We start from the raw sequence: 12,119 nt of genomic DNA, 5'->3' as shown, positions 1-12,119 counted from the left end.
GAAGCCCCGCCGAAAGCCGCAAGGGATTTTTGTGAAAGTTTCGTGTCGCCGCAGAGCGCAAGATCGCGGCAACCATGCTCAGCTCAGCAGCACGATTCCGCCAGGCAGCAACCGCACGCGCGCATCGAACGCCTGCTGGATTTGGGTCAGAACTTCGTCCATCCGATCGATGCGGAAGCGGCCACTGACGGGCAGCCGTGCGATCGCCGGATTGACGATGAAGATGCGGCCAGGCCGGTAGCGGTTGATTTCCTCGACCGCGTCGGAGAGCGGCGTGAAGCGAAACAACAGGAAGCCGCGCTGCCAGGCGGAGGCAGCCTCGATATCGGCAGCGACAAGCGTCTCCCCACGCGCGTCGTAGCGCAGCTGCTGGCTCTCCTTCAGTGCGATCGCCTGGGCGCCACGCTGGACCTGCAGCTCGCCCTTGAGGCAGGTCACACAGACCGGCCATTCGCCGCCAGCCGGCACATAGCGCACGTCGAACTGCGCCTTGTCCGCGAGTATCCAGCGGTCGGCCGCTCGTACGCCAAAATTGCGTCCGGATGTGGCGAACGCCGCCTCGCCGGAAAGCAACTCGATCCGTGCCGCGCCGGGATCGGCAGGCCGAAGCGCGATGCTGGTCTGCACGTTCATCTGGATTGACACATCGCCAGGCAGCGCCACGTGGCGCTGCTCGCCGGTTGCGGTCCGGTAGTCGGCCGCGAACTCCGACCATGACGGCCACAGACCGAGCGGCGGACGCGCAAGCGCATAGACGCCCGCCGCCGAGGCAGCGGCCGCGAGCCCGCCACCAAGCAGCGCACGGCGGTGCAGCGGGCGCGAAGCACTTGGCAATCGTCCGGTCATCGTTGCCGCCCGGACATTGCGGCCGGCCGGAGCAAGGTCTCTCCACAGCCGGCTCGCGGCGGTGAAGGCCGCAACATGATCTGCGCTCTGGGCGCACCAGCGCCGCAGCGCCTCGGCGTCCGCCACCGTGGCCCGCCCCGAGGTGAGATGCCGGACCCAGCCCACCGCTTCCCGCTTGAGTGGGTCAAGTTCCATGTCGTCCTTGTCCTTCGCGCTCATGGCCGGAGCCCGCCCCATGCCCGCCTACGCCAAGATACGGCGGCTCGCGCCACCACTCCCAAGAAGACGTTTCCAGCCAGGCGAATCCGCATCTTCATCCGCCGTTCCGATCGCGCCGCGCCAGACAATATTCCTGCGCCCGCTGCAGCTCCAACTCGACCAGGCGCAAGGAAATGCCGAAGCGGCGGGCTATCTCCTGCCGCGGCATCTGGTCGAGCCGTGCGGCGAGCAGGATCGCGCGGCGACGCGGCGGCAATTCGCGCAGGACGGCTTCCAGCCCGCGCAGGTCCGAACGCGCACGCGCCACCTGCTCCGGATCGGGCGCGCTATCGGCGACCTCGAGCAATCCGTCGACCTCGGCGGCGCTCAAGGTCCGGCTATCGGCAGTACGCTGGCGATCGCGCGCCGCGTTCATGGCGACCCCAAAGATATAGTTGCCGGGATTGCGGACCACACCGATCGAATCCACCCGGGCGATGCGGAGCCAGGCATCCTGCAACGCTTCGCCCGCGAGCTCGGACGATCCCAGCCGTCGCGTTAACCGTCGCTTGAGTTCATCGTAGCGCTCGACCAGCAGGCGTCTGATCAGCGCCAGGGACGCCTCGGTCATGGCGTCGCGCTGGCGCGGCGCGCCGGAGGACCATCGCAGGCCATCGTTGTGCCGGATCCTTGCGGGACGACCACCAGGGTCACCGGCTGTGCAAGGCCCGCCGGCGGCGGTACATCGACTCGTATCCGGCGCAGCGCGTGATCGATGCCCGCATCGACCGCGGCGCTGCCCGCCGATCCCAGCCGTGCGAACCGCTCGACGTTGCCGGCCGGATCAATCCAGAACTGTAGTGCGATCCGATATCGGCCCGGCCGTGCATCAGCCTCCGCGCACAGTGCGGCCCGAAGGCCGGTCTGTACCCGCGCATAATAATGGCTCACCGAAACCGGCAGCACCGCCTGCGCCGTGGTCGGTATTGGATAAAGCATGAAGGACGTCTCTCCGAGCACACGCGCCGACAGACCGCTACCCGCGAGCAGGCGCGCGAGCGCCATGTCCGCGGTCATGGGCCCGCGCACGGCGCTGGAACGCAGTCCGGCCGTCAGGTTGCTGTTGTAGAGGACGTTCCGACCAGCCACGGCACCATACTGCTCGAGCGCGGCCGCCAGCGGCTGGGCTGCGATATCAAAGTCGATCTGCGCCTCCTGCGCCGATGCGCTCGGCGGCGCCGCGACAAGACAGACCCAGAACATCAGAGCACGGCACAGCCGCCGAGCGCTCCAGACTCGCGCTGGCGCATCCGGGGTCAACTCGGCTCCTTGCGTTTACAAGCCTGTCATGGTCGGGCGAAGAACATAGGCAGGCAGTGTAACAATCTCATGTCAGGAAGACTGAAGATGGTCATCGCACAGCCGGCGTCATGAGCCTGACGGACTATCGGTCAATCCAGACTAGCGGACGGCAGACGGATCTCCACCCGAAGTCCTCCGAGCGGGGACCGGTCCAAGGCAAGTGATCCGGCGTACAACTCGGCAAGCTCGCGCGTGATCGACAGGCCGAAGCCGAATCCTGGAGAGCTTTCGTCGAGCCGTTGGCCGGCCTGCACCGCCTGCGACATCTGCTCCGGCGAAAGCCCCGGTCCATCGTCCTCGACGGCAATGACGACGCTTCGCATCTCCTCGCGGGATCCGACCGTGACCTTGCCGCGGCACCAGGAGAAGGCGTTCTCCAGCACGTTTCCCAGCATCTCGTCGACGTCCTGCTGTTCGCAGGCGACCGTCACGCCGGCCGGTATGTGATTGACGAAATCGATCGTCTTGTCGGCGTTCACCTTGCCGAGGACGAGGCCGAGATCGGCGACGTGCGGCGCGATCTCGGTCCTGGTCCGGACCGGACCGCCGAGCGCGGCCGACCGGGCGCGCCCCAGATGATGCCGGATGCGCCGGTCCATCAGCACGACGAGGCCATGCAGATCGTCCGAGCCCGGGGGCTGCTTCTTCAGCGCGACCGCCAGCGTTGCGAGCGGCGTCTTCAGGCCGTGCGCCAGGTTCGAGACATGTTTGCGCGCCCGCTCCAGATTGGCCGCGTTCTGCACCAGCAGCGCATTCAGTTCGGTGGCCAATGGCTGCACCTCATCGGGCTGGGCGTTGGGCACGGTGTCGCGACGTCCCGATCTCACATCGGCGACGGCCTGACGCAGCCGTTCCAGCGGCCGCAATCCGAGCCGGACCTGAATCAGCATGGCGCAGATCAACGCGATGCCGAGCACACCGAGCGACAGCGACAGGGTGCGCATCGCCTCCCACAACGGCCCGCGCACCGCGTCTCGCGGCGCGGAGGCAACGATCGTGACTGGTGTGCCGGAGACCGTCACATTCAGGATGCGGAAGTGAAGCATGCGGCCGTATGGGCCTTCGCCGTCGGCGGGCAACGGACGCTCCCGCGGCGGCGGATCGCCATCGGCGCGTGGAGGTGGCGGTGGTGGAGGCGGCGCCCGTCTGTTACGGATATCCGGCGCGGCGAGGTCCGCGCCATCGAGCGAGCGGGACCGCAGCACGTTGTTCAGTCCGGAGACCTGCCAGTACCAGCCATGTCGGCGCCGGTCGAAGGGGGGGCCGTCGGCGGATCCCGCCAGATGCATGTTGCCGCCGCCATCGACCTCGAGCATGGACGCCAGGAAGAGGATTTGTCCATCGAGCCTCTGATCGATCTGCCCCTGCACGAAACGATGCAGCACGAACGATATCAGGATCGCGGCGACGATCAGTGCTGCGGTGATGAACACGCCGGCCCCGATCATGAGGCGCCGGCCGAGCGATGCGTTCCGCCACATCACCGGGATTCCGAGTTGAGCTTGTAGCCGCGGCCTCGCTCGGTCTCGATCAGCGCCTTGCCGATCTTGCGCCTGAGCCGCGCGACGATCACCTCGATCGAATTCGAGTCGGTCCCGACGTCGCCTTCATAGATCTTTTCCGCCAGCAGGCCGCGCTCGACCACGGTGTCCTTGCGCAGGATCAGGCATTCGAGAACGCGCCATTCCAGGGCGGTCAATTTCAACGGCAGTCCATCGAGCTCGAACACGCCGGTCTGGGTTTCGAAGCTGAGCGGCCCACAGGAAATGCGCGGCGCGGCATGTCCGGAGGCGCGACGGACCAGTGCGCGCAGCCGCATCACCAATTCCTCGATCCGGAACGGCTTGGTGAGATAGTCGTCGGCGCCCGCCTTGAAGCCGTCCACCTTGTCGGTCCAGCCGTCGCGCGCGGTGAGGATCAGCACCGGCAAATGCCGGCCGTGCTTGCGCCAGCCGCGCAGCACCTCGACGCCGGGCACCTTGGGCAGCCCGAGATCGAGCACCGCGGCATCGTAGGATTCGGTTTCCCCGAGGTGCTGCCCGTCCTCGCCATTGGCCGCGATGTCGACCGCGAAATTCTCCTCGCGCAGGGCGCGGGCAATCTCGTGCGCCAGCAGACGATCGTCTTCGACCAGAAGGATTTTCATTTCATGCGACTCACACCTTGGATCGGAACTAGGCGCCCAAGCTTAACTCAACCTGAACGGATCGGTTCAGGCTGGATTGGGGCCAGTGCCCTAGGCTCCGCACATCGCAATCGATGAAAGGAGCGTCCAATGACCGAAACCGATGCACAGAATGTTCCGCCAGCGCCGCAGCCCGAGCGCCGGCAGATCCGGCATCGCGGCCTGCTGGCCGGAGCCGCGCTTGCCATGCTTCTCGCGGGGGCGACCGCTGGTGCCGGCGGTCTTCGTGTTGCCCAGAATTGGCAACCGCGCAGCGTCCTGCTGCTGCAGCCGACCGCAATCGACAGGCTGCAACCCGGCGGCCCAGCCGCAGTGCGCGGCAACGTCGCCGAGATCTTCGGCCACATGTTCGTCGTCGAGGACGGCAGCGGCCGGGCACTGATCGATCTCGGACGCCGCGGCGAGAACGCCGACATTGTTACCAAGGGCGAGACGGTGACGATCCAGGGCATGTTCGATCGGGGAATCGTTCACGCCCAGATCGTCTCTCACGCCGACGGCCGCACCGAAGCCTTCGGTCCCCCGCCGCATCCGCCTCGCGAAGCGCCGCCCCCGCCTCCGCGGGCCGATGCGCCTCCGCCACCTTCAGGCGCGCTGCCGCCGCCTCCCAAAGCGCTTTGAGAAAAGCCGCTTTGACAATGACGAATGGATGACAATCAGGAGACCAGGATGTCCGAAGACCAGATCAAGCTGTCCGGCAAGATCGTCAACGTGTTTGCGCACCGCTTCGTGGTGCAGACCTCGAGCGGCGCGGTGCTTGCCGATCTCACGCCGCACGGCGCGGATCGCGTCAAGCTGCGCATCGGCGCCGAGGTCGTGCTGGAAGGCGAGCAGAAGCCTTCCGAACTCAAGGTGACGCGGTTCTCGTGCGACGGCGCCAGCGCCACGATCGAGCACAAGAAGAAGCCCCATCACGGTCACCACGAGCCCGCCGACCCCGCCACGGCGATCGAGGCTGCGCGCGCGGCCGGGTTCGAGCCGCTGGGCACGCCCCGCCGCAAGCCCAAGCATTTCGAGTTCGACGGCCGGCGCAACGGCGAGACCTACGAATTGCACGTGGAATTGGGCGGACGGATTCGGAAAGCCAAGCTGGTCGACGAAGAAAACGACACTGCCTGAGGCTTGCGGCCGCGACAGACGCGGGTCTGTCCAGCCGCGGTCTGAGTAGCTGAAGACAACAGGATGGAGCCGGACGCCGGCTCCATCGCACAGCCCGCCGACTCGGCAGGTTGATCAATCAAGCATTGGGAAACGACATGTCGAATTCACTTGAGACGCCGTTGCGGCGCTTGCGAGCCGGCATCTTCCTCGTTTCTCGGTTCTGAGGAGTAGTGCCGGTGACCGCACCCAATGCAGATCGAGGTGACGCGCTTCGTCCACTGCTCGCGCTCAACTTCTTCATGGCCGACATGCAGGCCGGCATCGGTCCGTTCCTCGGCGTATTCCTGCTCGCGCATGGTTGGCAGAGCGGCTGGATCGGAACGGTGATGACGGCGGGCGGCGTCGCCGGCATGCTGATGACGACGCCGGCCGGCGCGCTGATCGACGCCACCCGCAGCAAGAAGCTGTTCGTCATCATCCCCGGCATCTGCACCGTCATCGCATCCGGCATCGTGCTGCTGTCGCAGGAGTTCTGGCTGGTGGCGGCATCCCAGGTCGCGACCGCAATCGCCGGTGCCGCGATCGGTCCGGCGGTCGCCGGCATCACGCTCGGCATCGTGCGCCAGGCCGGCTTTAATCGACAGAACGGCCGTAACCAGGCGTTCAACCACGCCGGCAACATGGTGGGCGCCGGACTATCCGGATTCGTCGGCTGGATGTACGGCTTCACGGCGGTGTTCTGGCTCGCCGCGCTCTTCGGCATCCTCTCGATCATTTCGGTGCTGATGATCCCGCGCGCATCCATCGACGACGACGCCGCACGCGGGCTCACACGCGAGACCGACGACGACAGGCCGGCGAGCGGGTTGCGCGTGCTGGTCGAGTCGAAGCCGTTGCTGATCCTGGCCGCAGCTCTGCTGTTCTTCCACCTCGGCAACGCGGCGATGCTGCCGCTCTACGGCCTCGCGGTCGTGGCCGGCAAGCAGGCCGACCCGGCAAGCTTTGTCGCCACGACCATCGTCATCGCCCAGGGCACCATGATCCTGACCTCGCTGGCCGCCATGCGGATGGCCGAAAAGGAGGGCTACTGGCTGGTCCTGCTGGTATCGTTCATTGCCTTGCCGATCCGGGGTATCGTCGCGGCTTGGCTATTGAATAGATGGGGTGTTTATCCGGTGCAGATCCTCGACGGCGTCGGTGCAGGGTTGCAGAGCGTCGCCGTGCCGGGGCTCGTCGCACGTATCCTTGATGGCACGGGGCGGATCAACGCCGGTCAGGGCGCCGTCATGACGGCGCAAGGCATCGGTGCTTCACTCAGCCCGGCGATCGGCGGCTGGATCGCGCAGGAATTCGGATATGAAACGATGTTTCTCATCCTCGGCAGCTTCGCGGCGGTCTCGGTCGCGCTGTGGAGCGTGTTCGCTACGGTGTTGAGGCCGGCTTGTGCGACGAAGCCCGGGCGCGTATCGGAAGCAATGGCTTCAAGCGTCGCGGGTATCGCCTGATGTTCGCCAACAATGCCGCGACCTGGGGAATCGCGGGTCTTGCGACCCTGGGCGTCATCGCCCGTCCGTGGAACATGCCGGAATACATCTGGGCGGTGACCGGCGCCGTCCTGCTGATCGCCTTCGACCTGTTGCCGTTGCGGGATGCCGTCGCAGCCGCGGGGAAAGGCACCGACGTCTACTTCTTTCTGATCGGCATGATGCTGCTCGCCGAGGTCGCACGGAAGGAAGGCCTGTTCGACTGGCTCGCCGAACAGGCCGTCGGGCATGCGCGCAACTCGGCATCCCGGCTGTTTTCGATCGTCTATGCGGTCGGCACGCTGGTCACCATCTTCCTGTCGAACGACGCCACCGCGGTCGTGCTGACGCCCGCGGTCTACGCCGCGACCCGTACCGCGAAGGTCGAGCCGCTGCCGTATCTGTTCGTCTGCGCATTCATCGCCAATGCCGCCAGCTTCGTGCTGCCGATCTCGAACCCGGCGAACCTCGTGTTGTTCGGCACGCGGATGCCGACGCTGCCGCAGTGGCTGCACCACTTCCTGCTGCCTTCGATCGTGGCGATCGCCGCGACCTTCATCATGCTTCGGCTCAGCCTGCGGAATAGCCTGTGCGGCGGCGTCGATGAACGCGACGGCGAGCCGATCGTCCTGACCAGGGGCGCCGCGATCGTCGCCGCCGGCATCGGCGCGACAGCGGTGGTCCTGCTCGCTGCATCGGCCTTCGGCCTGGATCTTGGAATCCCGACCTTCACCTGCGGTGCAGTGGTGACCGCGATCGTGCTCCTGCTCGGCCGTAAGTCGCCGCTTTCCGTCGCTCGCGATATCTCCTGGTCGGTCCTGCCCCTCGTCGCCGGGCTGTTCATCCTGGTCGAAGGCCTCAATCGCACAGGCGTGCTGCCAGCACTCGCCGAACAACTCGGGCAATCCGCCGCGCTGGCGCCGCACGCAACGTCATGGGGCGCCGGCATCGTCACGGCGATCGCCTCGAACCTCATCAACAACCTGCCGATGGGGCTGATCGCTGCGACGACCACGCACGCCGCGCAGGTATCGCATCACATCACCGGGGCAGTTCTGATCGGCGTCGATCTCGGCCCAAACCTGTCGGTCACCGGTTCGCTCGCAACGATCCTGTGGCTGATCGCGCTGCGGCGCGAGGGCGAGCACGTGGGTGCGCTCAGCTTTCTGCGGCTGGGCATCCTGGTCATGCCGCCGGCGTTGGTGCTGTCGCTCCTCGCACTCTCGCTGACCGCGACATGAGAGCATACCTCGCCCTGACATCGGCGCTCGGCACGAATATGCACCACCCGTGAGAGCAACGCGATTCTGTCCTCGCAGGAAATTCCATGCGACCGCCGTTCACGGCGGGGGGAGGCGGCGCGTTACTTTTCGGAGCCGGTCTTGCCCAAGAACGACTGCTCCGCATCGCGACCACCGTGGCCCGCGATCACCATTTCAATGCGGCCGTGCGCACCGGGGCGTCCCACAATGCGGTCGTCTCGGCATCGAGCAGGCTCACGGTGAGCGAGCAGCCGGCCATGTCCAGCGAGGTGACGTAGCTGCCGACCAGCGAGCGGACGATGCGCAGGCCGCGCTGCTCGAGCATGCGACGCGCAGCATTGTACATCAAATAGAGCTCGATCGTCGGCGTGCCGCCGAAGCCGTTGACCAGCAGCAGGGCCTCAGAGCCTGCCGGCGCCGCGAGATCGTCGGCAATGGCGGTGATCATTTCCGACACGATCGCGTCGGCCTCCGCGAGCTTGACGCGGCGGCGGCCCGGCTCGCCGTGGATGCCGACGCCCATCTCCATCTCGTCCGCGCCGAGCGCGAAGGTCGGCGTGCCCGCGGCTGGGACGGTGCAGCTGGTCAGCGCCACGCCCATCGAACGCGTCCGCGCGTTGACGCGCTCGCCAAGCGCCACGCAGGTCTTGAGATCGGCGCCCTTCTCGGCGGCGGCGCCGACGATCTTCTCGACGATCAAGGTGCCGGCGACGCCGCGGCGCCCGGTGCTGTAAGTCGACTTTTCGACCGCGACATCATCGTCGGTTACGATGGTGGCGGTGCGGCCCTCCGCGATCTCGGCCGCCATCTCGAAATTCATGCGGTCGCCGGCGTAGTTCTTGACGATGAACAGCACGCCGGCCTCGCCCGCGACCGCCTGCGCGGCCTCGACGATCTGGTCCGGCGTCGGCGAGGTGAAGACCTGGCCGGGACAGGCGGCATCCAGCATGCCGTAGCCGACGAAGCCGGCATGCAGCGGCTCATGCCCGCTGCCGCCGCCCGAGACCAGCGCGACCTTCCTGCCGTTCAGCTCGCGGCGGCGCACGAATTTGCGCTCGGCGCCCAGCGTGACCAGATCGGCATGCGCGGCCGCGAAGCCGTCGAGGCTCTCGCCGAGCACATTGTCGAGCGCATTGATGAACTTCTTCATGGTGTCCTCCCCGCTTCGTCCAAAGCTTCGCTCCTATCAATCGGAACGAAGCTCCAGGTTCTTGTTTTGACGCGTCTTCTTCACGCGAACCGGTATCCACTTCGCTCGAAAACGCTTTGCTTGGCGTTTTCGCCTATTTTTCCCGCATGATGCCGATCAGGCGCCGCGTGAATTCCTGCAGCAGCACGTCGAGCTCGGCGTTGCGTTTGGCGCTACCGAGATCCGGCAGATGCAATGTCAGCGTCCGCTCATGCGAACCTTCGCTCAACCGGCCGACTCGGCGCGGATGCGCGCGCGCATAGGCGCGCAGGAAGGCGGTCTTCGCTTGCGGCGGAAAGTGGCAGACATCGAAGATCGTATTGAGATGCTGCACCGGGATCGGCACCGGATAGGCCGGATTGCTGATCTGGCTGACGAAGCTGCGGTTCTTGCCCATGGCATGGGCGAGGCGCAGCCGCATGCCGGACGGGCGGCTCTCCAGCACTTCCTTGAAGATGCGCTTGTAGGCCGCAACCGCGCCGGCTTCGGGCGCTTCATCGGCCGCCGTGTCAGCCAACACTGCCTCCGCTGCTCAGCCGGTCGATCGTCTGCTTGATCTGCGCCAGCGCTGATGGGTTCACGGACAATTCGCGCAGGCCGCAGTTCAGAAGCGCGGGAACACAGCGCGGATCACCCGCCATGTCGCCGCACAGGCTGACACTGACGCCGGCGCGGCGGCCATGGTCGGCGGTCCGCGCGATCAGTTCGAGCACTGCGGGATGCAGGGGGTCCATCAGGGGGGCGAGAGCTCCGTTGGAACGATCGCAGGCCAGCACATATTGCGCGAGATCGTTCGAGCCGATCGAGAAGAACGACGCCTTGAAGCTCGAGATGGCCAGGGCCGCCGCCGGAACCTCGACCATGATTCCGAGCTCCGGGAGCATCGCGGCAATGCCGTCCGCCTGCAAGCGCTGCACGATGTCGGCGAACAGCTTCCGTCCCGCTTCGAGCTCGTCCGCCGACGTCACCATCGGGAACATGACCTTGAGATTGCCGCGCACCGCGGCACGGGCCAGCGCGCGGAGCTGGACGGCAAAGATATCGGGCCGGGCGAGGCAAAGCCGCAGGCCGCGCACGCCGAGGAACGGGTTGGCTTCGCCGTCGAATGTGAAGCCGGGCACCGGCTTGTCGCCGCCGGCATCGAACGTGCGGATCGTGACCGGCCGCTGGCCGGCCCAGCGCAACACTGCGTCATAGGCCTGGAATTGGGTCTCCTCATCCGGCAGGTCGTTCCGCCCGGCCAGCAGGAATTCGGTCCGCATCAGGCCGATGCCGTCGGCATATTGCGCGTCCGCATCATCGAGGTCGTCGACGCGCTGGATATTGATCAAAAGCTTGATGTGCTCGCCGCGCCACGAGGCGGTCGGCCGCCGCAGGATCGCGCGCGCGGATGCCCGGCTCTTGCGGTGGCTCTCCCGCCGCTTCTCGAAGACGCGCACCTGCTCGGCGCTGGGATCAAGCTCCAGCGTCGCGCCTTCGCCGTCGAGCAGCGCCGTGGCGCCGGCAGCCGGAATGGCACCGAGCTGCACGACCATCGGGATGCCGCGCGCCCGCGCCAGCATCGCGACATGGCTGGTCGGGCTCCCGTGCAGCAGCGCCAGGCCGCCGCCGCCCGACCAGTCGATCTCCAGGAAGCGCGACGGCGGCAGGTCGTCGGCACAGACGACGCCACCGCTCGGGATCTTCAGCGGCTCGCCCGCGTCGCCGCGCAGGATGTGGACCACGCGGTCGCGCAGATCCGCAAGGTCCGACGAGCGCGCCTGCAGATACTCATCCGCCGCCGCATTGTACTCCGCGATCTGCTCGTCGAGCGTCGAGCGCCATGCGACGTCGGCCGGACGTCCCTCCCCAATCGACGCGAAGATCGCCTCGATCAGATCCTCATCCTCCAGCAATGCGACCTGGAATTCGAGGATCTGCGCGGCTTCGCCGCCGGCGCTGGCGGCAAGATCGGCGATCTGGCCGCTCGCAAGATCGATCGCCTTGCGCAAGGCGAGCGCCTCCTCGACCAGTGTGCCGGCAGCCCGTTCGCCGCCGGCGCCCGCATCGACGCGGACCAGCGGACCGTGCGCAAAGCCAATCGAGGCGGTCCTGCCGCGGTAAGCCGGTCCTGCAGCGCCGCCCTGCATGCTAGGCTGCTCCATCCGGAAAATCGCTGGCAACCAGATCGACCAGGGCGGCGACGGCGGCTTCGGCGTCGCTGCCGGAGGCCTTGATCTCGATCGTGCTGCCGTGCGCGGCACGCATCGCCATGATCTTGGCCACGCTCTTGGCATTGATCCACTCGGGCGCGCCCGCGACCCGCACTGAGATCTGGGCCTGGAACTTCTTGGCGAGCTTGGTCAGCTTGACCGCCGGGCGCGCATGCATGCCGACCGCATGCACCAGCCGCACATTGCCGGTGAAGATCTGTCCGTCCGCTTTATCAAGCATACTCATCATCCATCATCGCT

At 66.6% G+C, this 12,119-nt stretch carries 13 protein-coding genes; 4 read left to right on the top strand and 9 right to left on the bottom strand.

The window, feature by feature from the left end; all coding sequences use genetic code 11:
• Nucleotides 1-78: 78 nt before the first annotated feature.
• The 5 genes from ACVISU_RS26435 to ACVISU_RS26415 form a co-directional block, all read right to left on the bottom strand.
• Nucleotides 79-1,065 (bottom strand): FecR family protein, encoded by a 987-nt coding sequence (locus ACVISU_RS26435; RefSeq protein WP_456708817.1) that lies wholly within the window; start codon nucleotides 1,063-1,065, stop codon nucleotides 79-81.
• A gap of 94 nt (nucleotides 1,066-1,159) precedes the next feature.
• A complete protein-coding gene (locus tag ACVISU_RS26430; RefSeq protein ID WP_050405504.1) occupies nucleotides 1,160-1,675 on the bottom strand; it encodes an RNA polymerase sigma factor in 516 nt (171 codons plus the stop codon).
• A complete protein-coding gene (locus ACVISU_RS26425) occupies nucleotides 1,672-2,307 on the bottom strand; it encodes a secretin and TonB N-terminal domain-containing protein (protein ID WP_456708816.1) in 636 nt (211 codons plus the stop codon). The genes ACVISU_RS26430 and ACVISU_RS26425 overlap by 4 nt, the downstream gene beginning before the upstream one ends.
• Before the next feature lie 188 nt (nucleotides 2,308-2,495).
• Nucleotides 2,496-3,776 (bottom strand): sensor histidine kinase, encoded by a 1,281-nt coding sequence (locus tag ACVISU_RS26420; RefSeq protein ID WP_456708815.1) that lies wholly within the window; start codon nucleotides 3,774-3,776, stop codon nucleotides 2,496-2,498.
• A 110-nt stretch (nucleotides 3,777-3,886) separates the two neighbouring features.
• Nucleotides 3,887-4,552 carry a response regulator transcription factor gene (locus ACVISU_RS26415; protein ID WP_050405506.1) on the bottom strand — a complete coding sequence of 222 codons (666 nt, stop codon included), beginning with the start codon at nucleotides 4,550-4,552 and terminating at the stop codon, nucleotides 3,887-3,889.
• Between the two features lie 129 nt (nucleotides 4,553-4,681).
• Here ACVISU_RS26415 and ACVISU_RS26410 point away from each other — a divergent pair, with 129 nt between their 5' ends.
• From ACVISU_RS26410 to ACVISU_RS26395, 4 genes are all read left to right on the top strand, one after another.
• Nucleotides 4,682-5,212: a hypothetical protein gene (locus tag ACVISU_RS26410; protein ID WP_456708814.1), complete on the top strand. Its 531-nt coding sequence runs from the start codon at nucleotides 4,682-4,684 to the stop codon at nucleotides 5,210-5,212.
• A 48-nt stretch (nucleotides 5,213-5,260) separates the two neighbouring features.
• Complete coding sequence (locus ACVISU_RS26405) at nucleotides 5,261-5,710, top strand: hypothetical protein (RefSeq protein ID WP_456708813.1); 450 nt, start codon at nucleotides 5,261-5,263, stop codon at nucleotides 5,708-5,710.
• A 218-nt stretch (nucleotides 5,711-5,928) separates the two neighbouring features.
• A complete protein-coding gene (locus tag ACVISU_RS26400) occupies nucleotides 5,929-7,197 on the top strand; it encodes an MFS transporter (RefSeq protein WP_456708812.1) in 1,269 nt (422 codons plus the stop codon).
• Nucleotides 7,197-8,456, top strand: a complete 1,260-nt coding sequence (locus ACVISU_RS26395; protein WP_456708811.1) for an arsenic transporter — start codon at nucleotides 7,197-7,199, stop codon at nucleotides 8,454-8,456. The genes ACVISU_RS26400 and ACVISU_RS26395 overlap by 1 nt, the downstream gene beginning before the upstream one ends.
• A 187-nt stretch (nucleotides 8,457-8,643) precedes the next feature.
• On the opposite strand, the gene dhaK is transcribed toward ACVISU_RS26395, so the two are convergent.
• The 4 genes from dhaK to ACVISU_RS26375 all read right to left on the bottom strand — a co-directional run bounded on the left by dhaK (nucleotide 8,644) and on the right by ACVISU_RS26375 (nucleotide 12,099).
• The gene (gene dhaK / locus ACVISU_RS26390; protein WP_050405511.1) at nucleotides 8,644-9,627 is read right to left on the bottom strand and encodes a dihydroxyacetone kinase subunit DhaK; all 984 of its coding nucleotides are present in this window, start codon (nucleotides 9,625-9,627) and stop codon (nucleotides 8,644-8,646) included.
• A 133-nt stretch (nucleotides 9,628-9,760) separates the two neighbouring features.
• Nucleotides 9,761-10,186, bottom strand: a complete 426-nt coding sequence (locus tag ACVISU_RS26385; RefSeq protein WP_456708810.1) for a hypothetical protein — start codon at nucleotides 10,184-10,186, stop codon at nucleotides 9,761-9,763.
• Complete coding sequence (gene ptsP, locus ACVISU_RS26380; protein WP_050405514.1) at nucleotides 10,176-11,795, bottom strand: phosphoenolpyruvate--protein phosphotransferase; 1,620 nt, start codon at nucleotides 11,793-11,795, stop codon at nucleotides 10,176-10,178. The genes ACVISU_RS26385 and ptsP overlap by 11 nt, the downstream gene beginning before the upstream one ends.
• Nucleotide 11,796: 1 nt before the next feature.
• Nucleotides 11,797-12,099, bottom strand: a complete 303-nt coding sequence (locus tag ACVISU_RS26375) for an HPr family phosphocarrier protein (RefSeq protein ID WP_430641512.1) — start codon at nucleotides 12,097-12,099, stop codon at nucleotides 11,797-11,799.
• Nucleotides 12,100-12,119 lie beyond the last annotated feature (20 nt).

The sequence above is a fragment of the Bradyrhizobium sp. USDA 4452 genome (genome assembly GCF_054063575.1).
The sequence above is the reverse complement of the archived record's forward strand: the minus strand, read 5'-3'. Positions and strand labels throughout refer to the sequence as shown.

Excerpts from the sequence above, each read along its gene's own strand:
- ACVISU_RS26435 (WP_456708817.1), bottom strand. The coding sequence starts at position 1,065 with ATGAGCGCGAAGGACAAGGACGACATGGAACTTGACCCACTCAAGCGG.
- ACVISU_RS26430 (WP_050405504.1), bottom strand. The coding sequence starts at position 1,675 with ATGACCGAGGCGTCCCTGGCGCTGATCAGACGCCTGCTGGTCGAGCGC.
- ACVISU_RS26425 (WP_456708816.1), bottom strand. The coding sequence starts at position 2,307 with ATGTTCTGGGTCTGTCTTGTCGCGGCGCCGCCGAGCGCATCGGCGCAG.
- ACVISU_RS26415 (WP_050405506.1), bottom strand. The coding sequence starts at position 4,552 with ATGAAAATCCTTCTGGTCGAAGACGATCGTCTGCTGGCGCACGAGATT.
- ACVISU_RS26410 (WP_456708814.1), top strand. The coding sequence starts at position 4,682 with ATGACCGAAACCGATGCACAGAATGTTCCGCCAGCGCCGCAGCCCGAG.
- ACVISU_RS26405 (WP_456708813.1), top strand. The coding sequence starts at position 5,261 with ATGTCCGAAGACCAGATCAAGCTGTCCGGCAAGATCGTCAACGTGTTT.
- ACVISU_RS26395 (WP_456708811.1), top strand. The coding sequence starts at position 7,197 with ATGTTCGCCAACAATGCCGCGACCTGGGGAATCGCGGGTCTTGCGACC.
- dhaK (WP_050405511.1), bottom strand. The coding sequence starts at position 9,627 with ATGAAGAAGTTCATCAATGCGCTCGACAATGTGCTCGGCGAGAGCCTC.
- ptsP (WP_050405514.1), bottom strand. The coding sequence starts at position 11,795 with ATGCAGGGCGGCGCTGCAGGACCGGCTTACCGCGGCAGGACCGCCTCG.
- ACVISU_RS26375 (WP_430641512.1), bottom strand. The coding sequence starts at position 12,099 with ATGCTTGATAAAGCGGACGGACAGATCTTCACCGGCAATGTGCGGCTG.